The organism is Brevundimonas subvibrioides ATCC 15264 (genome assembly GCF_000144605.1).
In the GTDB taxonomy this organism is placed as follows: domain Bacteria; phylum Pseudomonadota; class Alphaproteobacteria; order Caulobacterales; family Caulobacteraceae; genus Brevundimonas; species Brevundimonas subvibrioides.
The window spans coordinates 3,397,821-3,422,496 of record NC_014375.1; the positions used below are offsets into that span (position 1 = coordinate 3,397,821).

At 70.6% G+C, this 24,676-nt stretch carries 24 protein-coding genes; 12 read left to right on the top strand and 12 right to left on the bottom strand.

All coding sequences use genetic code 11. The features are described from left to right. Window positions 1–60 precede the first annotated feature (60 nt). Window positions 61–708, top strand: a complete 648-nt coding sequence (locus BRESU_RS16420; protein WP_013270696.1) for an FkbM family methyltransferase — start codon at window positions 61–63, stop codon at window positions 706–708. Between the two features lie 107 nt (window positions 709–815). Next, window positions 816–2,054, top strand: coding sequence for a class I SAM-dependent methyltransferase (locus tag BRESU_RS17020; protein WP_156796202.1), 1,239 nt, complete (start codon window positions 816–818; stop codon window positions 2,052–2,054). On the opposite strand, the gene BRESU_RS16430 is transcribed toward BRESU_RS17020, so the two are convergent. Continuing rightward, window positions 2,014–2,799: a hypothetical protein gene (locus BRESU_RS16430; RefSeq protein ID WP_013270698.1), complete on the bottom strand. Its 786-nt coding sequence runs from the start codon at window positions 2,797–2,799 to the stop codon at window positions 2,014–2,016. The two genes, BRESU_RS17020 and BRESU_RS16430, sit on opposite strands and share 41 nt — an antisense overlap. Window positions 2,800–2,850: 51 nt before the next feature. Between BRESU_RS16430 and argB the strand changes: the two genes are divergently transcribed. Genes argB through dapD form a run of 3 tightly spaced genes read left to right on the top strand, consistent with a single transcriptional unit; the run spans window position 2,851 to window position 5,290 of the window. Continuing rightward, window positions 2,851–3,777, top strand: a complete 927-nt coding sequence (gene argB, locus BRESU_RS16435; protein WP_013270699.1) for an acetylglutamate kinase — start codon at window positions 2,851–2,853, stop codon at window positions 3,775–3,777. Beyond that, complete coding sequence (locus tag BRESU_RS16440) at window positions 3,774–4,436, top strand: pyrimidine 5'-nucleotidase (RefSeq protein WP_013270700.1); 663 nt, start codon at window positions 3,774–3,776, stop codon at window positions 4,434–4,436. Before argB ends, BRESU_RS16440 begins: the two co-directional genes overlap by 4 nt. Next, window positions 4,433–5,290 (top strand): 2,3,4,5-tetrahydropyridine-2,6-dicarboxylate N-succinyltransferase, encoded by an 858-nt coding sequence (gene dapD, locus BRESU_RS16445; RefSeq protein ID WP_013270701.1) that lies wholly within the window; start codon window positions 4,433–4,435, stop codon window positions 5,288–5,290. The genes BRESU_RS16440 and dapD overlap by 4 nt, the downstream gene beginning before the upstream one ends. 24 nt (window positions 5,291–5,314) lie before the next feature. Here dapD and BRESU_RS17495 read toward each other — a convergent pair whose 3' ends face one another. After that, window positions 5,315–5,920: a hypothetical protein gene (locus BRESU_RS17495; RefSeq protein WP_013270702.1), complete on the bottom strand. Its 606-nt coding sequence runs from the start codon at window positions 5,918–5,920 to the stop codon at window positions 5,315–5,317. A gap of 11 nt (window positions 5,921–5,931) precedes the next feature. Then, window positions 5,932–7,080, bottom strand: coding sequence for a polysaccharide biosynthesis/export family protein (locus BRESU_RS16455; protein WP_013270703.1), 1,149 nt, complete (start codon window positions 7,078–7,080; stop codon window positions 5,932–5,934). 117 nt (window positions 7,081–7,197) lie between these two features. Here BRESU_RS16455 and recQ point away from each other — a divergent pair, with 117 nt between their 5' ends. Further along, on the top strand, window positions 7,198–9,075 hold the full coding sequence (gene recQ, locus BRESU_RS16460; protein ID WP_013270704.1) for a DNA helicase RecQ: 1,878 nt from the start codon (window positions 7,198–7,200) through the stop codon (window positions 9,073–9,075). Here the strand turns inward: recQ and BRESU_RS16465 are convergent. Together BRESU_RS16465 and BRESU_RS16470 are read right to left on the bottom strand one after the other, a co-directional pair. Continuing rightward, window positions 9,072–9,620 carry a phosphoribosyltransferase gene (locus tag BRESU_RS16465; protein ID WP_013270705.1) on the bottom strand — a complete coding sequence of 183 codons (549 nt, stop codon included), beginning with the start codon at window positions 9,618–9,620 and terminating at the stop codon, window positions 9,072–9,074. The genes recQ and BRESU_RS16465 overlap by 4 nt on opposite strands. Next, entirely contained in the window at window positions 9,613–10,527 is a 915-nt protein-coding gene (locus BRESU_RS16470) for an MJ0042-type zinc finger domain-containing protein (RefSeq protein WP_013270706.1), read from the bottom strand. The genes BRESU_RS16465 and BRESU_RS16470 overlap by 8 nt, the downstream gene beginning before the upstream one ends. Before the next feature lie 74 nt (window positions 10,528–10,601). Between BRESU_RS16470 and BRESU_RS16475 the strand changes: the two genes are divergently transcribed. The 4 genes from BRESU_RS16475 to BRESU_RS16490 are packed head-to-tail and all read left to right on the top strand — an operon-like array spanning window position 10,602 to window position 13,572. Further along, complete coding sequence (locus BRESU_RS16475) at window positions 10,602–11,312, top strand: cell division ATP-binding protein FtsE (RefSeq protein ID WP_013270707.1); 711 nt, start codon at window positions 10,602–10,604, stop codon at window positions 11,310–11,312. Further along, entirely contained in the window at window positions 11,309–12,232 is a 924-nt protein-coding gene (locus BRESU_RS16480; protein ID WP_013270708.1) for a cell division protein FtsX, read from the top strand. Before BRESU_RS16475 ends, BRESU_RS16480 begins: the two co-directional genes overlap by 4 nt. 9 nt (window positions 12,233–12,241) lie before the next feature. Then, entirely contained in the window at window positions 12,242–12,868 is a 627-nt protein-coding gene (locus tag BRESU_RS16485) for a YdcF family protein (protein ID WP_013270709.1), read from the top strand. Next, window positions 12,865–13,572, top strand: coding sequence for a lysophospholipid acyltransferase family protein (locus BRESU_RS16490; protein WP_013270710.1), 708 nt, complete (start codon window positions 12,865–12,867; stop codon window positions 13,570–13,572). Before BRESU_RS16485 ends, BRESU_RS16490 begins: the two co-directional genes overlap by 4 nt. On the opposite strand, the gene BRESU_RS16495 is transcribed toward BRESU_RS16490, so the two are convergent. Next, window positions 13,563–14,309, bottom strand: a complete 747-nt coding sequence (locus BRESU_RS16495) for a helix-turn-helix transcriptional regulator (RefSeq protein WP_050762528.1) — start codon at window positions 14,307–14,309, stop codon at window positions 13,563–13,565. The two genes, BRESU_RS16490 and BRESU_RS16495, sit on opposite strands and share 10 nt — an antisense overlap. Window positions 14,310–14,464: 155 nt before the next feature. On the opposite strand from BRESU_RS16495, the gene BRESU_RS16500 reads away from it, so the two are divergent. Next, window positions 14,465–15,190: an isochorismatase family protein gene (locus BRESU_RS16500; protein ID WP_013270712.1), complete on the top strand. Its 726-nt coding sequence runs from the start codon at window positions 14,465–14,467 to the stop codon at window positions 15,188–15,190. On the opposite strand, the gene hisC is transcribed toward BRESU_RS16500, so the two are convergent. The 5 genes from hisC to BRESU_RS16525 form a co-directional block, all read right to left on the bottom strand. Then, window positions 15,187–16,287 (bottom strand): histidinol-phosphate transaminase, encoded by a 1,101-nt coding sequence (hisC, locus tag BRESU_RS16505; RefSeq protein ID WP_013270713.1) that lies wholly within the window; start codon window positions 16,285–16,287, stop codon window positions 15,187–15,189. The two genes, BRESU_RS16500 and hisC, sit on opposite strands and share 4 nt — an antisense overlap. Before the next feature lie 8 nt (window positions 16,288–16,295). Next, window positions 16,296–17,003 (bottom strand): hypothetical protein, encoded by a 708-nt coding sequence (locus tag BRESU_RS16510; RefSeq protein ID WP_013270714.1) that lies wholly within the window; start codon window positions 17,001–17,003, stop codon window positions 16,296–16,298. Window positions 17,004–17,019: 16 nt separating this feature from the next. Beyond that, on the bottom strand, window positions 17,020–18,066 hold the full coding sequence (locus BRESU_RS16515) for a DUF2125 domain-containing protein (RefSeq protein WP_013270715.1): 1,047 nt from the start codon (window positions 18,064–18,066) through the stop codon (window positions 17,020–17,022). 96 nt (window positions 18,067–18,162) lie between these two features. Then, window positions 18,163–19,326 (bottom strand): DUF1501 domain-containing protein, encoded by a 1,164-nt coding sequence (locus BRESU_RS16520; protein WP_013270716.1) that lies wholly within the window; start codon window positions 19,324–19,326, stop codon window positions 18,163–18,165. Next, window positions 19,323–20,867, bottom strand: coding sequence for a DUF1800 domain-containing protein (locus BRESU_RS16525; RefSeq protein WP_013270717.1), 1,545 nt, complete (start codon window positions 20,865–20,867; stop codon window positions 19,323–19,325). Before BRESU_RS16525 ends, BRESU_RS16520 begins: the two co-directional genes overlap by 4 nt. Window positions 20,868–21,058: 191 nt before the next feature. Between BRESU_RS16525 and BRESU_RS16530 the strand changes: the two genes are divergently transcribed. Next, the gene (locus BRESU_RS16530; RefSeq protein WP_013270718.1) at window positions 21,059–21,763 is read left to right on the top strand and encodes a hypothetical protein; all 705 of its coding nucleotides are present in this window, start codon (window positions 21,059–21,061) and stop codon (window positions 21,761–21,763) included. Window positions 21,764–21,796: 33 nt separating this feature from the next. On the opposite strand, the gene BRESU_RS16535 is transcribed toward BRESU_RS16530, so the two are convergent. Beyond that, on the bottom strand, window positions 21,797–24,652 hold the full coding sequence (locus BRESU_RS16535; protein WP_013270719.1) for an ATP-dependent DNA helicase: 2,856 nt from the start codon (window positions 24,650–24,652) through the stop codon (window positions 21,797–21,799). Window positions 24,653–24,676 lie beyond the last annotated feature (24 nt).

A 24,676-nucleotide genomic window follows, 5' to 3' on the forward strand; every position in this document is an offset into this window, starting at 1 on the left:
GCGCGCCGATTAGAACAGAACCGTACATTTCCCGATCCTTGCCACGCTGGAGACCCTGCCATGTCCGCTGAAGGGGATATCGACCGGATCGTTCAGGAAGCTCATTTCCCGGATGGATCAGCGCCCGGTGTCATGGTCGAAATCGGGGCCGCGCACCCGGACGACCTGTCGATCAGCCGTCGCTTCCGTGACCGGGGCTGGCGGATCCTGGCGGTGGAGCCCAATCCGGCCTTCTGCGAGGAACATCGCAAGCGGGGCTACGCGGTGCTGCAGTTCGCCTGCAGCGACCATGACGAGGACGAGGCGAGCTTCACCGTCGTCGAGAGCCGGGACTCGATCTATCACGGGGTCAACGTGACGTTTGAATCGTTCTCGTCCCTGGGTCTGCGGGACAAGTTCGCCGAACTGCATGGCACCGTCGAAACCAGGACCTTCCAGATTCCGGTCGTGGTCCGACGTCTGGATCGCCTCATGGCGGAGTTCGCGCCGGAAGTGACGGGCATCGACCTGCTGGCGATCGACGTGGAGGGCTGGGAGCTGGACGTCATGCGCGGCTTCGATCTGGAGCGGTTCGCCCCGCGCGTCGTCATTCTCGAGAACCTGTTCGATGACCCCGGCTACCGGGACTATATGACGGAGCGCGGCTACAGGCTCTGGGATACCGTCGTCCCGAACGAGGTCTATGTCCGGGCGCGCCCCCAGGCCTGACAGGCCTGCTGCGACACCCGCGTTCTGACGGGCCGACAACCGGGGATCAGCCGGACGCAAGCTGAACGTGCAACCGAACGCCGACGCGCGCGCTTGACCTGAGGCGGGTGAACAATCCGCCCATGGTGTCGGCCCTGGCTTTCGCGTCGCGAGCCTCCTGCACCCGTCAGGCCGACATGCCGTATCCGCCCCAAGCAACGCCCGGCACCGAGATCCCGACCACTCCAGACGGGCCTCTCGACGTCGGCGAGCACGGTGAGGCCCGCCCCTTCACCGGTCTGTCCGAGGAGGAGGTCAGCTGGGCCTATCGCGTCCTGCTGTCGCGCGAGCCGGAATCGAAGGCGACCATCGACCTTCAGAGGACCAATCCGGACATGGGCGCCCTGCGCCGATCCCTGACCAACACGGGGGAGTTCACCACCCTCCACGCCCAGTCCTACGCCATTCCGATCTTTCTCGTGCCGGACGCCATCGACGGGCGGATAGAGATCTTCGAGCCGACGCTCGAGACGCCGACGTCCCAGATGTGCACCGCCAGCCAGGCCGACGAGGGTCACTACAGGCGCTTTTGCGAAACGGCGGGATATCCGCCCGACGAACTGCACCGCAAATACTGGGAGTGGAGCTTTATCTATCGCGTCATCGAGGACGCGGGACTGTTCGGTACGGGGGCGCGCGGCCTCGTCTTCGCCGTCGGCACCGAGCCCCTGCCCGCCATGTTCGTGGCCCAGGGCTGCGATATCCTGGCTTCGGACGGACCGCAGGACGCCAAGGACATGTGGGCGTCCGCGGGCGAACATTCCGACACCGTCGAGGCGCTGTTCAAGCCCGGCATCTGTTCGCTCGAGGACATGAGGCTCCACGTCGAGACGCGCACCATCGACATGCTGGACCTGCCCGATGACACGGGAGTCTTCGACTTCCTGTGGTCGTCCTGCTCGATCGAGCATCTGGGCGGCATCCAGGCGGCCGGGGATTTCGTCAAGAACGCCATGCGGATGCTCAAACCGGGCGGCCTTGCGGTGCACACGACCGAGTTCAACCTGTCCTCGAACACGGACACCATCGACGGCTGGCCGACCTGCATCTTTCGCAAGACCGATCTGGAGGCCCTGACCCGGGAGCTCGTCGACATGGGTCATACGGTCCGGGACTGGAATTTCTGGCCCGGCGCCAATGGAGAGCGGGACGCCCACATCGACTTTCCGCCACATGCGCCGCCACACCTGAAGATCGGACTCTATCAGTTCACGGCGACCAGCATCGGGATCATCATCCAGAACGCCGGGGACCGACTCGCGCCGGCTACAGCGCGGCCAGACGGGCCTGCCGCTCCACAGCCGTGAAGAAATAGCGGAACCACGGATCTTCATAGAGCCGCGCCACGACGTCGGCCGAGGGCGTGAATCCGTCCTTGAAGGCCAGATAGCGGGGATCGAGGTTCACACGGTCGCGGCTCATCTCGAACCGGGGGGCGATCTCGGCCTGGATATAGCCCTCGACAGCCTCCATCCGGTCGGCCCGGTAGAGGACAATGGTGAATCCGTCCTGTTCGATCACCCGAAGGCCCCGTTCGTGATCGAAGGGTTCGGCGCGAAGATCGACCCCGAAGGCCTTGCGGGCGATCAGCTCCATGTCCTCGATCGAATACTTGTTCCAAGGGTGGGTCTGGCCGGACATCTCGTGCGGGTGATTGGCCGCGATCGCCTCGTAGTCCAGCGCGAACTGGCCCGCGAGGCTGACCCACCACGCCACAGGTTCGCGATAGCCGAAGAAGAAATGCAGCCGTCGCGAGGACGTCTCCAGACGGGCCTTGAGGATATCCTCTATGCCGATCCCCGCATCAGCCAGCACATGGCCGTTGGCGAACGCCTCATGGGTGGAGGGGTTGGTGTGGGCATGGATCACCCGATGACCGAGCCGCTGCAGCCCGTACTGGATCGATGTCGTGCTGCACTTCGGAATGCTGACGACCCAGACATCGGTCTCCATCGCCGCGTTCAGATCGCCGACATCGGGGTTCTCGAAGAGGTTGTCCCGCAGAATGGCGCGAACATCTTCGGACTGAACGTCTGGGTTGCACTCACTCATGGCGATGCCTTAACCCGTGACACCGCCTCCGCCCACCGCTATCTCGCGCCGATGGACGAATTCGAACGGCAATCCGAGGAGCGGGGCTGGGCCACGGCGAAGACGCTGGCCGAGGCGCTGCCCTATATCCAGATCTATGATCGCGAGACCGTGGTCATCAAATACGGCGGCCATGCCATGGGCGAGACGGCCGTGGCGAAACAGTTCGCGGCCGACGTCGTCCTGCTGAAGCTGATGGGGGTGAATCCGGTCGTGGTGCACGGCGGCGGGCCCCAGATCAGCGCAATGCTGGACAAGGCGGGCGTGAAGTCGAACTTCGTCGATGGCCTGCGCGTCACCGATCGCGACACGATGGCGGTGGCCGAGATGGTCCTGTCGGGCGCGGTCAACAAGGAGATCGCCCACTGGATCTCGGTCGCCGGCAAGGAGGCCGACGTGCGCGGCATCGGCCTGTCGGGCAAGGACGCCGGCCTGCTGACGGTCGAGAAGACCACCCGCACCAAGCGCGACCCCGACAGCCTGATCGAGCACGAGGTCGACCTGGGCTTCGTGGGCGAACCCACCAAGGTGGACCCCAAGCTGATCGCCGGCCTGATCGCCTCGGAGACCGACGACTGGGTGCCCGTGATCGCCCCGATCGGCGTGGCCGACGACGGCCAGACCTACAACGTCAACGCCGACACCGTGGCCGGTGCGGTGGCCGGGTCGCTGCACGCCAAGCGGATGCTGCTGCTGACCGACGTCAAGGGCGTGATGGACAGGAACGGCGACATCATCCGCCAGATGACACTGTCCGAGGCCCAGGCCCTGATCGACGACGGCACCGCCTCGGGCGGCATGATCCCCAAGCTTCAGACCGCCATGGCCGCGGTCCGGGCCGGGGTCGAGGCCGTGGTCATCCTCGACGGACGGCGACCGCACGCCATGCTGGTCGAGCTTTTCACCGAATACGGCGCGGGGACGCTGGTGAAGGCGTGAGCATCGACCTGAGCCATGTCGACACCTGGGTCTTCGACCTGGACGACACCCTGTATCCGCGCGAGCAGGGTGTGATGGGTCTGGTCCAGGGTCGGATCAACGCCTTCATGGTCGACGCCGTGGGTCTGCCCGCCGACGAGGCCCGCGTGCTGCAAAAGCAGTTCCTGAACGAGCACGGGACCACCCTGGCCGGCCTGATGGCGAACTATGCCGTCGATCCCGAGCGCTTCCTGCGCGAGGTGCACGACGTTCCGCTGGATAGCCTGGAGCCCAATCCCCGGCTCGACGCCGTCCTGGCCGGCCTACCGGGCAAGAAGTACGTGCTGACCAACGGTGCCCGCTTCCACGCGGCCCGCGTGCTGGAGCGGATCGGTATCACTGCCCGCTTCGACGGGGTCTTCGCCATCGAGGACATGGACCTGACGCCCAAGCCGGCCCCCTCCACCTATCGCCGCTTCCTCGACAGGTTCGGGGCCGATCCGCATCGCGCCGTCTTCTTCGAGGACACGCCCCGCAACCTGGCCCCCGCCAAGGCCCTGGGCATGGCGACGGTTCTGATCGGGGACGGCCATGGCCACGAGATCGGCGACTGGGTCGACGCCACCGCCCCCGACCTGCTCGACTTCCTGAACCCCCTCTCGCTGAAGGATGCCGCATGACCGACCCCGCCGCCCTCGAAGCCGCGATCGAATCCGCCTGGGAGGCGCGCACCGAGCTGACGCCCGCCACCGGCGGCGAGACCCGCAAGGCGGTCGAGACCGCCATCGCCATGCTGGATTCCGGCCAGGCGCGGGTAGCGTCCCGCGGCGAGGACGGCACCTGGACGACGCATCAGTGGCTCAAGAAGGCCGTGCTGCTGTCGTTCCGGCTGAACGACAACGAGATCATGCGGGGCGGCGATCGGGGCCTGTCCTCGCCCGCCCCGGGGGTCGGCCCCTGGTACGACAAGGTGCCGAACAAGTTCGGCGACTGGACCGGCAACGACTTCAGGGAAGCGGGCTTCCGGGCCGTGCCGGGATCGATTGTGCGCAAGGGGGCCTTCGTCGGCCGGAACGTCGTCCTGATGCCCAGCTTCGTGAACATCGGGGCCTATGTCGATGACGGCTCCATGGTCGACGGCTGGGCCACGGTCGGGTCCTGCGCCCAGATCGGCAAGAATGTGCACCTGTCGGGCGGCGTCGGCATCGGCGGGGTCCTGGAACCGCTTCAGGCCAATCCCACCATCATCGAGGACAACTGCTTCATCGGCGCGCGGTCGGAGGTGGTCGAGGGCGTGATCGTGCGCGAGGGCGCGGTCCTGGCCATGGGCGTCTACATCTCGTCCTCGACCAAGATCGTGGACCGGGCGACGGGCGAGGTCCTGCGCGGCGAGGTCCCGGCGTATTCCGTCGTGGTGCCGGGTGCCCTGCCCGACCCCAACGGAGGTCCGTCGCTGTACTGCGCCGTGATCGTCAAGCGCGTCGACGCCCAGACCCGCGCCAAGACGGCCGTCAACGAGCTGCTGCGGGACTAAGCCCTCGCTCGGCGACCGGGCGGTCTAGCCGGCGCGCGGCGTCCTGCGTCGCGGGTTCCTGACCGGACGGGCTTCGACAGGGCCTTCCCTGTCGGGTTCCTCGGCGGGGGCCGTCAGGCGAAGCCGGGTATTGCCCACCTTCAGACGACCGCCTTCCAGAGCCCGCCAGTCCGCGCCCAGCCGGACGGCCGCCTCCAGGGTGTCCAGCATGTCCGGGCCCCCGCCGGCCATCAGGACGGTCTGCAACCGCGCACAGTCGGCCAGAAGCGCCGCCGCAGCCTGCACCTCGGCGTCCCCCGAGCGGCCGATGTCCGCCAGGGTGCCATAGCGCCAGCCGGCTTCGGGAGGCCTGTCGACCAGCAGCGCCCAGCGGGCTTCCGGCGCGAGGTGGTCGCCCAGAAACGTCCACGATCGGCCCCGGGGCGCTCGCCGATAATGCCCATGGACCGTGGGCAGGCCGTGACTGGCATAGACGTCCAGTGCGGTCCGTTCGATCCGCGTCAGCAGGTCAGATCCCGGGCGCGGCACCCGCCCGACCGTCTCCCAGAGGTCGGGCTCGACCGGCCTGTCGGCCCTGGAACCGGCGCGACCGCGATACGCACCCAGGCGGCGGAACAGGTCGCGCCACATGCCGACGGTCCTTAGTTGGTGGTCAGGGTGCTCGTCACGGACAGATCGTAGACGACGCGGGTCACCTGCTGGATCAGACCGAAGAACTTGCTGACCTCGGCCGACAGGGCGCGCGGGGCATAGATGATGTCCTCGGGCTGGATCACGAACGTGCCCGCCGTGAACAGCCCCTCCCCTTCTTCCAGGTTCAGGCGATAGATGACCGGCACGCCCCGGATGGTGGCAGGCTGGGTCACGCCCAGGGCCTGGGCGACTTCCGGCCGTTCGAAGCGGAAGATCATGACGGATCGTGCATTGGCCGCACCGTCGTTCAGCCCGCCGGCCCGGCTCAGGGCGTCGGCCAGGGTGGTTTCACCGGCCGGCATGTCGACGAGGGTGATGGCGTTGACCGCACCGAACGTCCGGTAACGACGGGGCACATAGGACAGGCTGACCAGATCGCCGCGCTGTAGTCTGATGTTCTCGGCAAAATCGGAGGACACGGCCGTCAACGGGGCCGAGAACGTCTGGTCCCCACGCCGGAGGTCGACGCGGACGTCCTGGGCCGGACGGGGCGAGCCGCCTGCTGCGGCCAGCACGTCCAGAATGGTGGCGGCGTTGACCGACAGGGGCTTGCGGCCGGGGCTGCGCACCTCCCCCAGGACCGTCACGGTGTTGGAGGCGTTCTCGGACAGGACGACGCTGACCTGGGGGTTTCCGACCTTGCCGACCAGGGCGCGCCGGATGGCGGCGGCGGCCTCGCTGGTGGTCAGCCCGGCCACACGCACGGCACCGGCGTAGGGCACCGTGACCGCGCCCGCGCGGTCGACGGTGGCCGCGGGCAGGGCCTGGCCGCCGGAGCGCACGTTGGTGCTGGATCCGCCGCCGCCGAACAGCGCGCCGCTCGGTTCGAAGACCGACACGATCAGCTGGTCGCCCTCGCCGATGATGTCGACCGGCTGGGTGCTGGCGGCCGCAGCGAGAGAGCCGCCATAGGGTGCAGCCGTCGCCTTGATCCGTTCGGCCACGGCATAGTCCAGCGGCACGATCGCATAGGACGCACCGTCGGCATCCGCCATGGCCCCTTGATCGATGGCACGACCCGACGGTCCGTCACGCGGCACGGTCGAGCAGCCGCCGAGGGTGGCGAGGATCAGCACGGCAAGCACGGAGTGTTTCATGGGACCCACTTCAGACAGACACCGGGTGCTTACCGGCCTTTGGGCAGCACGACTAGAGTGCGCGCGCTTCTGGCCTCGGCGGATGACACCGCCGGAGCCATCGGGCACAAGGCGACGATGCCCGCCGACTCACCCACCACAGCGCCCGGCCTCGACGCCGCGCGCCAGACGCTGGAGCGGGTGTGGGGCCATGCGGACTTTCGCGGCCTGCAGGCCCGGGTCGTCACCGAGATCATGGCCGGCCGCGACGTTCTGGCAGTGCTGCCGACCGGCGGGGGCAAGAGCGTCTGCTACCAGATCCCGGCCATCCTGCGTCCCGGCCTGGGTCTGGTCGTGTCGCCCCTGATCGCGCTGATGACCGACCAGGTCGAGGCGCTGAAGCAGCAGGGCGTGGCTGCCGCGCGGCTGGATTCGGGCCTGTCCCTGGACGAGCGGTCCAGCGTGCTGCGCGCCGCCGGTTCCGGCGACCTGGACCTGCTGTACGTTTCGCCGGAAGGCCTGGCCTCGGGGGCCCTGCTGGACCGGTTGCGCGACCTGCCCCTGTCGCTGATCGCGATCGACGAGGCCCACTGTGTCAGCCAGTGGGGCCACGATTTCCGGCCGGACTACCGGACGCTGGGCCGGCTGTCGGAGTTCTTCCCCGGCGTGCCCCGCATCGCCGTGACGGCGACGGCCGACGCCAGGACCCGCGACGACATCCTGGCCTCCCTGCACCTGGAGCATGCGAGCGTCTTCGTCGACAGCTTCGCCCGTCCGAACCTGCAGCTGTCTGCGGTCCGCAAGGAGAGCGCCTCGCGCGCCAGAACCGACGCCCACGTCATCGAGCTGGTCCGCGCCCGGCGGGGGCAGTCGGGCGTGGTCTATTGCGGCAGCCGCGATGGCTGCGAACGCGTCGCCGACGCCCTGACCTCGGCCGGCACCAACGCCATCGCCTATCACGCCGGCATGCCGGGGCCGGAGCGCGACCGCCGTCTGGCCCGCTTCCTGGCGGAAGAGGGTGCCGTGATGGTGGCGACCATCGCCTTCGGCATGGGGGTGGACAAGGCGGACGTCCGGTTCGTCATCCACGCCGATCCGCCGGGCAGTCTCGAGGCCTACTGGCAGGAGATCGGCCGGGCGGGCCGTGACGGCGAACCGGCCGAGGGCATCACCCTGTATGGCCCGTCCGACATCGCCTGGACACTGCGCCGGCTGGAGACCCGCCCCATGGCCGAGGAGGTCAAGGCGGTCCAGACGCGGAAAGCGCGCCAGCTGTTCGCCATGCTGGACGGCGCGATCTGTCGCCCCCAGGCCGTGCGCCGCTATTTCGGCGAGACCGATGCCGGGCCGTGCGGGGTGTGCGACGTCTGCGCCGATCCGCCCGCCCTCTACGACGCCACCGTTCCCGCCCAGAAGGCCCTGGCCGCGGTGCAGCGGCTGGGCGGCCGGTTTGGACGCGGGCGGATCGTGGATCACCTGCTGGGCAAGACGAAGGATGTCCAGCCGTGGGAACAGGCCCTGTCGACCTGGGGCATCGGCAAGGACATCGCCGCCGCCGGCTGGCGCGACATCGTCGACCACCTGCTGTTCGAGGGGCTGCTGCTGGAAGACCCCAATGACGGCAAGCCGCTGGTCGGACTGGGCGATGCCGAGGCCGTGCGCGCCGTCTACAAGGGCGAGCGGTCGATCGAGGTGCGGCGCACCCCGCCCGGCTTCGAGGCGTCAAGCCGGTCGGGCAGTCCCCGGGCCCGGACCCGCAATGACCGGAACGCCGCCGTCGAGGCGCTGGACGCCGACGTGCGGGCACGGTTCGAGACGCTACGGGCCTGGCGGCGCGACCGCGCGGCCGAACAGCATGTGCCGCCCTATGTGATCTTTCAGGACAAGACCCTGCTCGAGATCGCGCAGCGTGAACCGGGGTCTCTGGACGCCCTGGCGGCGATTTCCGGCGTCGGACAGTCCAAGATCGATCGCTACGGCAAGGGCGTGCTGGAGGCCCTGACCACCGGGGTCTAGTCCAGGGCGCAGATGTCCGGCAGGCCACGCAGGGCCCCGGCATGATCGAGCCCGTATCCCACCAGGAACCGGTTCGGCGCCTCCCAGCCGACGAAATCGGGTTCGGGCGCGCGCGGCAGGGGCCAGGGCTTGCGGGCGAAGACGCAGGTCAGGACCTCGGAGGCCCCCGCCTCCCGGGCGATGCGGCCGGCTTCGGCGAGGGACAGGCCGGTGTCGAACACGTCGTCCAGGATCAGCACCTTGCGACCCAGCAGCGAGCGCTGGAACGGGGCATGGACGTCGATACGGCCCCGGCTGGCCTTGTCGTCGCCGTAGGACGCCAGCCACAGGGCGTCGAAGCGGACATTGCGCCCGACCCGCGACAGGGCCCGTGTCAGGTCGGCGGCAAACCACAGGCCCCCGGTCAGCAGGACCACGGCCACCGTCTCGTCGTCGACGGACGGGGCGATGCGGGCCGCCAGGTCGGCGACGACCCGCGCGATCTCCGCCTCGGAGAGCAGGACGGTGGGTGCCGGATCCTTGGACGTCTGCGGGAGGTCAGCCATGCGAGGCGGATACCGCCTCGGCCCCGTGCGTGTCCACGGTGTCGTGATGCTCTTCGACCACGGGCGCGGCGTCGACCGGCTGGGTATGCGCCGCCGGTGCCGCCTCGATCAGGGCCGGGCGAAGGCCATGCTCGTCGGGCGTGGGAAGCGGCCGTGACCGCGGTGGGGAGCCGTGGCCCGAAGCCGCCGCGGAGCTTTCGCCGTGACCGGCCGGTTCGGACCCGACGAAGGCCACGCCCACATCGACCCCGTGCGCGCCCGGATCCCGGATCAGGGCGGCGAAGCCCTGCACGCCGCCCGGCAGCACCGGGGCCTCCTCCAGACGGATCACGGCATGGCCGATCTCGGCCCCATGATCGTCCAGCAGGGCGACGCGAACGGCGGGGGCCACGATCTCCCGGTCGCGCACATTGCGCAGCGCTCCGGACACCACGACCGTGTCCGGGCGGTCGGGAAGGGCCTTGGCCGTCACGGCCTCGAACTCCAGGCCCACGGCGTTCACCGGCGATCCGACCATGGCGTAGGCGGCGGCGGCGCGCGGATACATCTGGACCACATCGACGCGGAACAGCCATCCCGCCCCGATCAGGCCGACGAACAGACTGGCCAGGCCGGCCCAGACCACGCCGTGGGTCGCGGCGCGCCGCAGGCGACGCTGCTGTTCGGCCCGGGCGCGGAAGGCCTTGGGCAACTCGGGGGCGGGGGTCTCGGGCGCGACGACCGGCTCCGGCTCGAAGCTGCGCGCCTCGACCGGCGGCGATGTCTCGGTGGTGAGCTCCAGCGGCTCCTCCACCGTGGCCAGCCAGACGTGGGCGCAGGACTGGCACCGGACCTTGCGGCCGGTCGGCGGAATCGCGCCGTCGGGCGTGAAATAGCTGGTGGCGCAGGACGGGCAGGTCAGTATCATGGTCGCTGACTGCGAGGCCGTCGGCCCCCTCCTGTCGGTGCGCCATGCGCTCCGATATCTAACGAAAACAATCGATGCCTCTGTCGCCCCGTCGCGCCGCCGACCCCGCCCCGTCGCCCGAAACGGTCCGCCTGTCTGCGGTCGGCTTCGGCTATGCGGAGCGGCCCGACGTGCTGCGGGACGTTAACCTCATCTTGCCGCGCGGCTCTTTCCACTTCCTTACCGGCGCGTCGGGGGCGGGAAAGTCTTCGCTGCTCAAGCTGCTGACCCTGGCCGAGGCCCCGTCATCGGGCTCGATTTCCCTGTTCGGGGACGACGTCGGCCGGATTTCGCGCGGCGACCGGCCCGCCTATCGGCGCCGGATGGGGGTGGTGTTCCAGGACTTCCGGCTGCTGGATCACCTCAGCGTCTTCGACAATGTCGCGCTGCCCCTGAGACTGCGGGGCCAGAAGCCCGCCGGCTATGCCGGAGATGTCGCCGCGATGCTGGCGTGGGTCGGCCTGTCGGACCGGGCCGACGGCCTGCCCGGTGCCCTGTCGGGCGGCGAGAAGCAGCGCCTGGCGATCGCCCGCGCCGTCATGGCGGGGCCCGAACTGATCCTGGCGGACGAACCCACCGGCAGCGTCGATCCGGCCATGGCGGAGCGGCTGCTCAAGCTGTTCCAGTCGATGAACCGGATGGGCACGACCATCCTCATCGCCAGCCACGACGAGGCGCTGGCCCGGGCGTCCGGCGCCCGTCTGCTGCGGCTGGCGGATGGCCGCGTCACGGCGGTGAAGCCATGATCCGCTGGTCGACGCTGTTCGGGCCCGGCGCGCTGCCCAAGCCGGTCCGGCCCGAACGCGGTCTGCTGCCCCGCGACCCGGCCGGCGAGCGGTGGCTGGGGGCCCTGATCGCGGTCCTGTGTTTCCTGGCCTGCCTGGCCGCCGTCGGGACGATCGCCGCGGACCGCGCCTCCCACGGCTGGGCGCGCGCGCTGCGGGCCGAGGCGACGGTGCAGGTGCGGCCCCGCGTGGGCGAAACCGGGCCCGCGGCCGCCGCGCGCGCCGCCGAGACCTTGGCCGGCGTCGACGGGGTCGAGGAGGCCCAGGCCATGGACCGCGAGACCGCCGAGGCCCTTTTGCGTCCCTGGATGGGCGAGGCGGTCCTCGCCGACCTGCCGATTCCCTTCCTGGTCACCGTGCGGCTGGAAACGTCAGCCCCCGCCAGCGCGCTCAGTCTCAGCCGGGCCCTGGCTCAGGCGGGCATCGACGCCAGCGTCGACGACCACAGCCTGTGGCGCGACGAGGTCGAGCGGTCGGCGGGTCTGATTTCGTTGCTGGCTCTGGCCGGCTTCCTGGCCACCACCTTCGCCGCCGGCGCGGCCATCGCCTATGCCACGCGCGCGGGTCTGGAGGCACGGCGCGGCGTGATCGAGACCCTGAGCCTGTCGGGAGCCACCGATGCCAGCATCGTGTGGCTGTTCCAGCGACGGTTCGGCGTTCTCGCCGGCGTCTCGGGCGCGGTCGGCGCCGCGGTGGCCATCGTCCTCATCGGGGGTCTGCGCGCCCTGGGCGGAGACGCCGGTCTGACCCCGGCCCTGCCGCTGGCCTGGAGCGACGTCGCCCTGCTGGTCTGTTGCCCTTTTGTCGCCGCTACGGTGGCGCTTGTATCGGCATGGCTGGCGGCGGGCGCGGCCCTTGGCGGGCGGGTCCGGCCTGACTAGAGATAAGGCATGAAGTTTCTGGCGCTTGTGGGGATCGTCGGCCTGATCTGGCTGGTGGGGCTGTTCGCCTTCGCCGACCGGGTCCGCAATCTGACGCCTGCCGACGAGCCCGCCCGCGCCGACGGCATCGTCGCCCTGACCGGCCCCTCGGCCGAGCGGGTCAATGCGGCGGTGCGCCTGCTGGAACAGGACAAGGGCGAGCGGGTGCTGATCTCGGGCGTCAACCGCGAGGTCCGACGCCAGGAACTGCGCGAACTGACCCCCGGATCGAACCGGTTGTTCAACTGCTGCGTCGATCTGGGCTTCGAGGCCGAGGACACCGGCGGCAACGCCCAGGAGATCGCCGCCTGGGCCGGATCCAAGAACTACACGTCCCTGATCGTCGTGACCTCGGACTACCACATGCCGCGCTCGCTGCTGGAGATCCGGAGCGCGGCCCCGGGTCTGGAGCTGACGCCCTATGCAGTCTCGACGCCATCGCTGGACAACTCGCGCTGGTGGCGCGCGGCGGTGACGGCGCGGCGCATGACGCTGGAATACATGAAATACCTCGCCGTTCTGGGCCGCGAGGCCGTGCACCGGGTCGTCGGCCACGACGAACGGCCCGAGACCCCCGAAGAGGCACCCGCATCTTGATCGCGCTGCGTTCCCTGGTCTTCGTGGCCTGGCTGTATCTGTCCCTGGCCCTGTTCGCGGTCGGCATGTCCCCGGCCCTTCTGCTGCCGCACCGGTTCGCCCTGGGGGTCGTCAAGGCCTGGGCCCGGTTCGTCCTGTTCGGCCTGCACCGGATCGCCGGCGTGCGGGTCGAGTTCCGCGGCCTGGAGCACCGCCCGACCGGCCGGGCCCTGGTCGCCTGCAAGCATCAGGGGATGCTGGACATCATCATCCCCTTCGTCGTGCTCGATGACCCCTGCATCATCACCAAGAAGGAGCTGATGATCCTGCCGTTCTTCGGCTGGTTCGCCTGGAAGACGAAGATGATCTCGGTGGACCGCTCGGCCGCGTCCAAGGCGCTGCGCGACATGGTCAAACAGGCCCGCGAGCGCGTCGCCGAGGGCCGCCAGATCTGGATCTTCCCCGAAGGCACGCGGGCCGAGGTCGGGGCCGTGCCGGACTACAAGCCCGGCGTCGCGGCCCTGTACCGCGACATCGGCAGCCCCTGCTGGCCCGTGGCCACCAACGCCGGCGTCCACTGGCCGGCCCACGGCTTCCGCCGCTATCCCGGCACCGTGGTCTACGAGTTCCTGCCGCCCATCGAGGCCGAGCTGAAGCGCGCCGTCTTCATGGCCGAGCTGGAGCGCCGCATCGAGACCGCGTCGAGCGCCCTGCTTCAGGCCTGAGCCCGCCGGAACTGGCTGGGCGAGACCCCGGTCGCATCGCGGAAGGCCCGGGCGAAACGGCTGGGGCTGTCATAGCCGACGGCTGCCGCGACATCGGTGATCGATCGTTCCGGCTGCACCAGAAGGCGCTGTGCCACCGTCAGCCGCCGGAGCCGGATCCAGCCCGCGGGCGGCATTCCCATCGACTCCTTGAACGACCGGGCGAAGTGGAACGGCGACAGACCCGTCAGCGCGGCGAGGTCGGCATTCCGGATCGGGCGATCCAGCCTCGCCTCCACATGCTCGCGCACGACGCCGAGTTGCCGTGCCGTGAGCCCGCCCCGCGTCGCCTCACGGGCCCGCGTGCGCGCGATCCGGACCAGTGTGAGGAGCAGGGTGTCCAGCACGGAGGCATTCAGGGCCTGATCCTCCGGCGATGACGACTGGGCGAGCTGTTCGACGAGACCGGTCACCACAGGATCGACCAGGACCCGGCCACGCAGCGGCGACAGCGGACACCCCGGATTCCCGACAAGCCCCCTTCGGTAAAAGGCCTCGGGCGGGATGGACAGCAGGAGCACGTCCTGCGCCGCATGGGCCGCCATGACGGCGTCCGCGCCCGCAGGAGCCAGCAGATAGTAGTCGGGAGCGACACAGGCCTTGAGCCGGGCCGGGTCGGGTCGCTCCATGGACCGCTCGCGCGCCACGAGGTTGATGCGAACCGCCAGCTGAAGCCCGTCGCCCGCCTGGAGGCGCACCGGACCGTTCGGTCGGGCCAGGCGCCTGAGGCGCGCGCCGTCACCCAATCCCGCAGGATTGAGCTCGACCCAGGCAGGATCGGGCGCGCGTGTTTCTCCAGGCCCCGACACTGTCCCTCGCCCGCCTGACGGGTCGTTCACCGAGGAACTCGAAGATGCGTCCATTGATCCTGACCCTCGCCGCCGCCCTGATGCTGACCCACGGTGCCGGTGCCGCCCGCGCCCAGAGCGTCACGGCCCCCGCAGCCCTGACCACACCGGACGTCGACGACACCGTGCTGATCTATGTGGATTACGTCACCGGCCTGGACAACCTGATCACCACGATCCCCGGCCCCCAGTTCCGGAACAACATCACCGCCTTCGCGAAGTTCAATCCGCTGTTCAGGGTGCCGACGATCGTCCTGGGTGAGGAGAACGACTACTACGGGACCTTCCTGCCCGAGATCACGGCCAACGTGACCCACGGCGTCCACCGCTTCAACCGGACCGGCGTGTCCGGCTATACGCCCGCGGTCGCGGCGTGGCTGGCCGCAACGGGCCGCAGGACGGTCGTGATCGGCGGCATCTCGATCGACAACTGCACGCTCCAGACCGTGCTGGACCTCCGGCGCGCCGGATACACGGTCTATGTCATCTCCGACGTGTCGGGATCCAACAGCGCGCTGGCGGAGTCGGATGCGCTGGCGACGATGCGATCCGCGGGAGCCGTGACCGGCGGATGGCTGACCATCCTGACCAGCCTCGGCCGGGATTTCGCCGACCCCGACTATGGCCGGGGCATGATGGGCATCATCCAGGCCCACTGGCCGGCCTCGACCACCGGCACGGTGAACGACACCACGCCGGACGGCCACGGCATGCAGCTGCCTCGCGGTTAGGTCGCGGCGAACTCGCTGAGGGCATCGATGACCGCGCGGTTCTGGTCCTCGGTGCCCACGGTGATGCGCAGGCCGTCGTGGATGCCGTAGCCGCCGACGGCGCGGACGATGATGCCCTTCGAGTTCAGGTAGTCGTTGGCGGCGGCCGCCGTGCGCTTGCCGTCCCTGAACAGGACCAGGATGAAGTTGCCCGCGCTGGGCAGGACCTCGAAGCCGAAGCCGCGGATGGCCTGGGTCAGGCGAGGCCGCCAGGTCTGGACCAGCTCACGCGAGGCGGTCTGGTGCGCCTCGTCGGCGATGGCGGCGGTGGCGGCGTCCAGACCCGGTACCGAGACGTTGAACGGCAGGCGGATGCGGTCGACGGCCTCCGCCACCGCCAGCGGCGCATAGCCGAAGCCGACGCGAAGGCCACCGAGGCCGTGGATCTTGGAGAAGGTCCGGGTGACGATGATGTTGGCCGCCTCGCGCGCCAGTGGCAGGGCGGTCTCCCAGTCCGACTCGACCACGAACTCGGCATAGGCCTCGTCGACCACCAGCAGGATATGGGGCGGCAGGGCCTCGTGCAGGCGGCGGATTTCCTCGCCGGAGTTGTAGCTGCCGGTCGGGTTGGAGGGATTGGAGACGTAGACGATCTTCGTCCGCTCATCGACCTGGGCCAGCAGGGCGTCGACCTCGGCCTTGTAGCCGGGCTCCGGGGCCAGCTTGACCTGGGCCTCGCAGCCCAGGGCGCTGATGCGATAGGCGAGGAAGCCGTACTCGCCCGTGACGATGTTGTCGCCGGGCGACAGATAGGTCTGGTTCAGCAGGGCGAAGACCTCGTCCGAACCGTTGCCGAAGATCAGCCGGTCCGGCTCCAGACCGTGATGGTCGGCGACCGCGGCGCGCAGCTTGCCCGCGCGACCGTCCGGGTACAGATGAATGGACTTCAGCGCCGCCTCATAGGCGGCGCGGGCCTTGGGCCCGGACCCCAGGGCGTTCTCGTTGGACGACAGCTTCATCGGCTCGGCGATGCCGGCCAGCACGGACTTGCCGCCGACGTAGGGGGCGATGTCGAGGATGCCGGGCTTGGGAGCAGGAGCGGTCGTGACGTCGGTCATGCGGACTCTCAGAACAGGGGGGCGGCGCCGATCACGCCCTTCAGGGCGCCGGGGGCTGCCGGGAGCCGCCCGTCTTCGGCCTGCACATAGCCCGCGAGCATGAACAGCTTCAACCCGCCAGCGGCGGCGAGCGGCCGGGCGACGAAGCCGCAGGCCGCCAGCGCCTCGACGATCCGGGCGTCCGGCAAGCGCGCGTCGGTGACCCAGAAGGTGCGGTCGTCGCCGGTCGGCCCGGTCGGGGCGGCGGCGACGCGGAGCGCGGCGGGCAGGCCATGACGATCATCGGGAAGCGCCGCGATGACCCGCAGCTCCGGCCGGGCCAGAAGCTTGCCCCACCAGGGACGGACCGAGGCGACATCGATCAGGGCGTGGGCCCCGGCCGCGACCTGGGCCAGAGCGGCGTCCGGGTCGGCGACCGCACGGGCCGACAGGCCGAACCGGTCGGCGGCCAGCAGCTGCGCCGCGGCCCCGGCGACGACCATCGCGGTTCCGGCCCTTGCCTCGATGCGACCCCACAGGGCGCGCAGCATGGCGGCCTGATGCACGTCGTCGGCCTCGGCCAGCAGGGCGCGCAGGGCCAGGGTCGATTCGTCGGGCGACGCGTCCTGTCCCGCCGCCAGTCGTGCGGTCAGGGCCTCGATCAGGGCGTGATCCAGCTTCAGCCGGTCGGTGTCGACGCGGGGTTCTTCCAGCAGGGCACCGTGCTTGCGCGCCATGAGCTCCCCTCCGGCGTCAGAACAGCTTGGGGGCCGGGGCCAGGGCGAAGGGACCCAGGAAGGTCCGGCCCTCGCGGAAGACGAGCGACAGGTTCACGTCCTCATTGCCCTGAACGGCCGCGGCGGCCGTCGCCCCCGCGGCCCCGGCCCGGTTGACGGCGCCCGAGCCCGAGCCCGCCAGACCGGCGATCGCGGCCATGGGCTGTCTGGCCTGCAGCGCGACGGTGCCCTGAAGGCGGCCGTCGGGGGTGGCCGACAGCACGTCGCTGGACAGGGTGGCGGCGCTGTCGCCCGCCGACAGCTCGCCGCGCACGGCGGTGAAACGGCCCCCCGCGCGGGTCCAGGCCGAGAAGATGCCGGCCGCGTCCGCGCCCTGCAGCCGGTTGGCGTCCTCGACCACGGTCTCGATCTGGGCGGTGAGCTTGCCGTTGCGCGCCATCCCCTCGACCGGACCGCCCGGACGGCCTTCGGCGTCGATCAGGCGGAACAGGACGTCGACGCTGTTCTCCACGCCCGGCGTGGTCGACGGGGCCAGGTGCGGCCGCAGATAGAATTCGATCTTGCCGGCGCGCGAGATCGGGAACACCTCGGCCCCCTGATGCACGGTGAAGACGGGCTGCTGCAGCTCGACCGCCAGATTGGGCCAGCGCTGGGACAGGCCGTGGACGCTGGCGCGGATGTAGGGGGCCCCGATGGCGACCTTGCCCTTGCCCGCGCGGTTGAGCACCAGTCCGTCATCGGCGGCGATCACCCATTTGTCCGGGTTCCAGGCATTGGCCTCGGCGGCCAGTTGCGGCGCGGCCAGGGCATGACCGGACGGAGCGGTGACCGAGACGTTCCCGGCCTCCAGCCGCACCCGGAAGGGCCAGCCCGAGGTGCCCAGCCCCGTATAGGCCACCGTCCAGCCGGACCCCCGCATGGCCTCGACCTGCGCCACGAGCCGCGTCTGCACCTGATGGGCCAGATAGAACCACCAGCCCGACCAGACGGCGAGCGCGATCAGGAACAGGCCGATCGGCGCGAACAGGCCGGAGCGTTTGTGGCGGGGGGCGGCGTCGGTCATTCAGGCCTTTTGCCGCATCCGGCCGCGCGTGGCGAGACTGCGCGACGTTTGCGCCCGGGCCGTACCGCCGCACGTCGACAGTCCTGCGCAGACCCGTCAGACAAGCCCATCCAGCGTGGGCGCTTCGGCGCTGCTGGCGGGAAAGACCCGGGCATCCAGGGCGGCCCGGTCGATCCCGACGTGGTCCCGCAACACGCCCTTGAACACGGACCGGATATCGAGCGTCGGGGCCAGGTCGCGGCCCTCGAAAAGGCGGTTCTCCGCCAGGGTGGGCCAGTCGCCGATCATGCCGCCCGGCTTCAGCGCCCCGCCGGCGAGCAGAAGGGCCGAGCCGGTCCCGTGGTCGGTGCCTCCCGTCCCGTTGGCGCGGGCCGTCCGACCGAACTCGGTGGCCAGGACGACGATGGTCCGGCTCCAGTCATCACCAAGGCCGGTGCGCAACCCTGAAATCACCTGGTCCAGACCCGTCAGACGCGCCTGCAACTGGCCCACCTGTCGCGCGTGGGTGTCCCAGCCGTCGACCGACAGGGCGACCACGTCGGCCCCGTCCGGCCCCGTCATCAGCCGGGCGACCGCCTGTCCCAGACCCGCGACGTCGTTGCGGGCCAGACGCCCGTCCCCGCCCATCGCCATGGCCTGCGCCTCGGTCTGCAGGCCGGCCGCGAGATTGTCGGCCAGCAGACGATCCTCCGCATAGAGATCCTGCAACAGCGAAGCCATCCGGTCCTCGGACCCGGTCCGTCCCCCCGGGGCCCAGCTGGACGTCGCTGCCGATCCCCTCAGGATCAGCGGCGTCTGGGCCCCGATCGAGAGACCCTTCACGCCCCCCGTGGCCGCCAGGGCCCGGTTCAGCCAGCCGTCGGTCTGCTGCCTCAGACCCTCACCGCCGTTCTCAAGCACATCCTGGGCATCGAAGTGGGAGCGGACGCGGACGGGGATGGCCACGGCTGGAGCGAACCGCAACTGGCCCTGGCCATGCAGCGCATGCAGTCCGGCCAGAGAGGGATGAAGGCTGAAGCCGTCGGACAGGGCCAGACTGTCCTCGATGGCCAGCGCGCCGCGCAGCGGTCGGTAATCGGGATCGTTCCCCGGCACGACCACGGACAGTCCGTCCATGGCCCCCCGGGCAATGACGACGACCAGCTTGTTCCGGGGTCCCGAAGCGGTCCGGGCTCCGGCCTGTCCCGCAAAGGCCAGGCTGACACCGGCGGCGGAGGCACCCAGAAGGAAGCGGCGGGTGAGGTCGATCGAACGGGTCATCGGCGCTGAAACTCCGGAGACATGAGAAACAGGGTCAGGGCTTCGGGCCGGCTCTCGGCGCGGGCGATGGCCAGGCGGGTGCGTTCGCCAAGGCGCGGACCGAGGGCCGCGGCGGCCACGGCGTTCGGATCGGCGGCCCGGGCGCGATCGGCGGCGGTGCGCGACCAGTCCAGCCGCTTGACCAGGGCATCGGGTCCGGCCCAGTCGGCTGCGGTGTCGGGCCATCCCTCCGGCGACGGCGCGCTCTGCGGCGGCTGGCCCATGGCGACCAGGGCCTGGCGCAGAGGCGGCACCTGCTGCGGCTCGGTGCCGAAGGCGCGGTGCGCGGACACGACGAAGTCGTAGGGCGTCTTGACCTTGGCCGGAGCCGGCTGCCAGGCCTCGGGGGCCGAGATCAGGGCACGGGCCACGACGGACAGATCGCCGCCCGACGTCGTCCAGGCCCGCTCCAGCGCCGCCACCAGGGCCGGCGGCGGATCGTCCGCCACGAAATGGGACGCGATCTTGCGGGCCAGTCGGCGCGCGGTCTCGGGGCGGCCGGCCAGATCCTTCAGGATGGCCTCGCCCTGCGCGCGACCGGTGTCTCCATATCGGCGGCCCAGCACGGTCCGCTCGCCCGGCTCATGCACGACGGGGCGATAGACGAAGCCATGGTGCCCCGGCTCGCCGGCGATCGCCGGGGCCATACCGCGACGCCCGCGCCGCCCGCCGCGCCCCGCCGCGGCCATGGCCTCACGAGCGGCCGGAATGGACCAGCCGGTCAGGGCGCGGGCGAACTCGGTGACGTCGGCCTGGGTGTAGCCGGCCTCGGACCCGACCGTGTGCAGCTCCATGATCTCGCGGGCCAGGTTCTCGTTCAGGCCCGCATTGCGCCGCTGGCCCGCCACGCTGTTCGGCCCTACGGACTGGGCCTGATCCAGATAGAGCAGCATGGCGGGGTGTTGCTCGGCGGTCAGGGCCAAGGTCTCGAACGGCCCGAACACATGCGGGCGGATGGCCTCGCGCTCATAGGCATCGAGAAAGATCGCAGACTGGAATTTGGTGGCCGAGGCCGTGAAATGGTTGGCCCAGAACAGGGCCCAGCGCTCGGCGAACCCGTCCGGGGTGCTCGCCGCGAGCCGCGCCCGCGCCAGAAAGCCTTCGGCGGCTCCCCGTGCCAGGGCCTGACGGCTGTCGCGACGGGCGTCGAAGGCGGCCTGGGCCACCGGATCGGCGGGTCGATTGGGCGCGGCGCCGGCGGGATCCGTCATCGCGCCTCCCGCCATGGCCTGCATCGTTCCGCCCGCACCGGACACCGTTTCAGCCTCGCGCCCCGGCGCGCGACGCGCCTGGCCGGCCTGCCGGTAGCCCAGGAAGGCCTGCATCTGATCGGTCGACGAAGGGGCGGCACCGGACGGCAGGACCGCCCCGGACGGTCGGATCTGCGCCTCCAGCCAGTCGCGCGGATCGGCTGCGACGTGATCGAGCTCACCGGGGCCAGCGCCCATGCCGAACCGGGTCAGTGCGATGGCGGCTTGCAGCGTGTTTTCGTTCCGAGCCACGGCGTACTCCCGATCCGTCCACTGAAGATGAAACGCCGAAGGGGCCGGAGTCCGTCGCCAACACCCGCTTCAGGGCTTGTCCATGCCGCGATGATCGTCGAACCTGACCGGGAGAGGCGTTCACCGGGGGTGTGGGGCCTGGGCCGGGTTTTGCCTGCGAGCAGGCGTCGCCGGTCGGTGGGGGGCGATCCATGGTCGACACGAACAAGCCGGACGGTCTGGCCGAAGATGTCCTCGGCTTCGGCGGCCGGGAACTGGTCACCGCGCGCGATGTGCTGCTGCGGCCCCGCACCGTGCTGGCGGCCTGGATGGAGCAGGGGCCGGAGGGCGGCGGCTTCTATTCGCGGCCCTTGCGTCTGTATCTGGGGCTGAACGCCATCCTGATGCTGGTGCTGTTCCTCCAGGGGGGCGCAGGCTTCCTGCTGGACGACCTGCCGCCCGAGTTGATGACCTCGCTGCTGGAACAGTCGGGCAAGTCGAGGGACGCCTTCGTCGGCGATGCCGATGGCTGGATGACGCTGGTCATGGTGCCCCTGCTCTCGCTGTTCTACGCCCTGGCCTCGGCTCCGCTGCTGCGGTTGTGGGATCCGGACGACCTGGGGTGGCGGCGTGGCTTTCGGGCGGCCTTCGCCTGGCTGTGCGCCTGGACGGTGCCGATGCTCCCCATCGCCTGGTGGGGCTTCGGCCGGGGAACCATGGCCGCGATCGTCGCCGCCGCGATCTTCCTTCTAGGCCTCGTCGCCTTCGTCCGGATGGGACAGGGCCGTTGGTTCAGGTCGCGGCTGGTCGGGGTCGGCAAGGCGCTCCTGCTGATGATCGCCGTCCAGATCGCAGGCATGGTCGGCGGAGCCCTGGTGGTCGCCATCGGGGTCCTGGGGGCCTCCGCCGCCCCGTAGAGGTCGCCATTTTTCAGGACAGGCCGGGGCGGTTCAGCCCAGAAATCCCCGGGTCAGCTCGATCGCCTCGACCAGGCTCATGCGCTGCACCTCGGTCCCGGGCGGCAGGGCGGCGAACAGGCGCGTGGGCGTGGCGGCGTCCAGCATGACGAAGACCCCCTTGTCGTCCGCCCGGCGGATCAGGCGGCCGAAGGCCTGGGCGATGCGGGCGCGGGCCAGGGCGTCGTCATAGCCCTTGGCCCCGAACTTCTCGCGCCGCGCCTTGTGCAGCAGGTCCGGCCGCGGCCACGGCACGCGGTCGAAGGCGAGCAGGCGAAGCGACCGGCCGGGCACATCGACGCCGTCGCGGACCGCATCGGTGCCCAGCAGGCAGCTGTCCTGTTCCGCGCGGAAGATGTCGACCAGGGCCCCCACCTCCAGCGGATCGACGTGCTGGGCGTAGAGCGGGATCTGGGCCTTCGCGAGATCCGGCCCCAACCGCTCATAGACCGCCTTCAGCCGGCGGATGGCGGTGAACAGGCCGAGCCCCCCGCCCCCGGCGGCCAGGAACAGCTCGCGCATGGCCGCCGCCGTCTGGCGCGGGTCGTCCTTGGCCACATCGTTGACGACGATGACCCGGCTGTTGGAGGCATAGTCGAACGGGCTCTCGACCTTCAGGGTGCGAGCCGGCTCGATCAGGCGCGCGGCCCCGGTGCGCATCCGGGCCATGCCGAACAGGTCGCCGCCGCTGGCCTCCGCGATCGGATCGGACAGGGTGGCCGAGGTCACCAGCACGCCATGGGCGGGCAGAATCACCGCGGCCTCCAGCGGCACGGTCGGGTCGATCCAGTGGCGGCGCAGGGCCACGTCGTGGATCCGGCCGAACGCGGTCTCGACCGACAGCCAGTCGACGAAGTCGGGGTCCGGTTCGTCGCCCCCCTCCTCCAGCGCCGCCAGCATCGACCGCCATCCCGGCAGGGTCATGCGGGCGCGACGGTCGAGGCCGCGCAGCGCCCCCTCGATCCGGGCCCGGGCCGACCCGTCCAGCTCGGCCGCCTCGTCGTCGAGGATGTCCTCCAGATGCCGGGCCAGCGCCAGCAGCGGCGCCTCCACGGCGGCGATGGCCTGGGCGGCGCGCCGGGCGGTGTCCAGCAGGGGTTCGGTCGCGGGGCGGACCGAACATTCGGTGCCGAACTCCGACGACGCCGAGGAGGCGGCCTCGGACGTCCGCGCCCGGATCTGCTCCAGCGCCGCCATCAGGAACTGTTCGATCGGGCCGACCGGATTGACCTCCCCCGAGGGCGGCGCGATGCGGCCGGAAATACCCTCGCCGGGCAGGGCGGCGGCGGCGCGGATCGCGTCCTGCAGGGCCTTCGCCGCCGCCTCGTTGTCGGCGCACAGGTCGCCCAGCCGCTGCTCCAGACCCCGCCCGCGCCGGCCGCGCCCCTCGGGCCCGCGGATCCAGCGGCGCAGCTCGGCCGCCTCCTGCCCCGACAGGCAGGCGGAGAAGGCGCTGTCGGCGGCGTCGAACAGGTGGTGACCCTCGTCGAAGACGATCCGCTTCAGGGCCGCCGTCTCCCCGTCCTGCTTCAGGCCCCGCGCCGAACGGGCTCCGTCGAAGGCGGCCTGGGTCATCACAAGCGCATGGTTGGCGACGACGAGGTCGGCCCGGCGGCTGGCGCGGATGGTCTTCTCGACGAAACAGGTGCGGTAGTGCGGACAGGCCGCGTGGACGCATTCCCCGCGCCGGTCGACGAGATTGCCGGCGCTCGCCTGCTGGCCCGCGGGCGTCGCGAACAGGCCGGGCAGCCAGCCGGGGAAGTCGCCGCCGGTCATGTCGCCGTCGCGCGTGTGCATGGCCCAGCGGCTGGTCAGGGCCAGGCCGATCAGGTCGCCGTTCCCCAGCTGGGCCGCCTGGACCATGTCCTGAAGGTTCAGCAGGCAGAGGTAGTTCTCGCGCCCCTTGCGCACCACGGTCTTTCTCTTGCGCTCGACCGGGTCGGGCCACAGGGCGGCGCTCTCGCGGTCGATCTGGCGCTGCAACGCGCGTGTGTAGGTGGACACCCAGGCCGCGCCCTGGTTCCGCTCGGCCCACAGGGAGGCGGGGGCGAGATAGCCGAGCGTCTTGCCCGTGCCGGTCCCGGCCTCCGCCAGCAGCATGCGCGGGCGGCCCTCCTCGTTGCGGGGGGAAAAGGCGTAGGCGGCCTCGGCGGCATAGTCGGACTGGGTCGGCCGGGTTTCGTCCAGACCCGAAGCCTGCAGCAGTTTCTCCAGCCGGATCCGGGCCGATTCGGAATCGACCGCGGCCGAGCCCGCCTCGCCCCTCGGGGCCTCGTCCTCCCACTCCGGCAGGCGCGACCAGGCATCGAGACCGGATCCGCGATACTGGCGCTGGCGCATGGGCTGGGTCTGAAGCGCGCCCGTGACGCGGTCGGCCCAGGACCAGCCCGCGCGGCCCAACGTCTCCGCCAGGGTGAAGGCGTCCTCGCGGTGCGGAAAGGCCGGGTCGGCCAGTTCGCGCAGCAGGGCCCCGGCCGCCTCGCGCAACGCCGCCGCCTGCGCCTCCGCTCCCTTCGGTTCGGACATGCCGAGCGCCAACGCCAGGCCGGACGGTGACGGCGCGCAGAAGGTGGCGGGTCGGACGAAGGCCCACAGCTCCAGCACATCCAGCAGGTCCCTCGACCGCGGCGGCGGCGACAGGCCCAGCCGCCGCGCGGTCAGGCTGGCGTGGGCGACCAGCACCGGCCCGCCGGTGAAGGTGCCCTCGGCCGCGCCCCGCCCGATCTTGCGCGCGCCCTCGTCGTCGCAGATCGCCCCCGCCCCCGGGGGCACGGCGAGCGCAGGCGGCAGGACCAGCCAGGGCTCGGCCCCGGTCAGGCTGCGGTTCGCAATGACGGATTCGTCGGACACCTCGCAGAGATAGCGACGAACGGG

Coding starts and splice junctions, on each gene's coding strand:
- BRESU_RS16420 (WP_013270696.1), top strand. CDS start 61: ATGTCCGCTGAAGGGGATATCGACCGGATCGTTCAGGAAGCTCATTTC.
- BRESU_RS16430 (WP_013270698.1), bottom strand. CDS start 2,799: ATGAGTGAGTGCAACCCAGACGTTCAGTCCGAAGATGTTCGCGCCATT.
- argB (WP_013270699.1), top strand. CDS start 2,851: ATGGACGAATTCGAACGGCAATCCGAGGAGCGGGGCTGGGCCACGGCG.
- dapD (WP_013270701.1), top strand. CDS start 4,433: ATGACCGACCCCGCCGCCCTCGAAGCCGCGATCGAATCCGCCTGGGAG.
- BRESU_RS17495 (WP_013270702.1), bottom strand. CDS start 5,920: ATGTGGCGCGACCTGTTCCGCCGCCTGGGTGCGTATCGCGGTCGCGCC.
- BRESU_RS16455 (WP_013270703.1), bottom strand. CDS start 7,080: ATGAAACACTCCGTGCTTGCCGTGCTGATCCTCGCCACCCTCGGCGGC.
- recQ (WP_013270704.1), top strand. CDS start 7,198: ATGCCCGCCGACTCACCCACCACAGCGCCCGGCCTCGACGCCGCGCGC.
- BRESU_RS16465 (WP_013270705.1), bottom strand. CDS start 9,620: ATGGCTGACCTCCCGCAGACGTCCAAGGATCCGGCACCCACCGTCCTG.
- BRESU_RS16470 (WP_013270706.1), bottom strand. CDS start 10,527: ATGATACTGACCTGCCCGTCCTGCGCCACCAGCTATTTCACGCCCGAC.
- BRESU_RS16475 (WP_013270707.1), top strand. CDS start 10,602: ATGCCTCTGTCGCCCCGTCGCGCCGCCGACCCCGCCCCGTCGCCCGAA.
- BRESU_RS16480 (WP_013270708.1), top strand. CDS start 11,309: ATGATCCGCTGGTCGACGCTGTTCGGGCCCGGCGCGCTGCCCAAGCCG.
- BRESU_RS16485 (WP_013270709.1), top strand. CDS start 12,242: ATGAAGTTTCTGGCGCTTGTGGGGATCGTCGGCCTGATCTGGCTGGTG.
- BRESU_RS16500 (WP_013270712.1), top strand. CDS start 14,465: ATGCGTCCATTGATCCTGACCCTCGCCGCCGCCCTGATGCTGACCCAC.
- hisC (WP_013270713.1), bottom strand. CDS start 16,287: ATGACCGACGTCACGACCGCTCCTGCTCCCAAGCCCGGCATCCTCGAC.
- BRESU_RS16510 (WP_013270714.1), bottom strand. CDS start 17,003: ATGGCGCGCAAGCACGGTGCCCTGCTGGAAGAACCCCGCGTCGACACC.
- BRESU_RS16515 (WP_013270715.1), bottom strand. CDS start 18,066: ATGACCGACGCCGCCCCCCGCCACAAACGCTCCGGCCTGTTCGCGCCG.
- BRESU_RS16520 (WP_013270716.1), bottom strand. CDS start 19,326: ATGACCCGTTCGATCGACCTCACCCGCCGCTTCCTTCTGGGTGCCTCC.
- BRESU_RS16530 (WP_013270718.1), top strand. CDS start 21,059: ATGGTCGACACGAACAAGCCGGACGGTCTGGCCGAAGATGTCCTCGGC.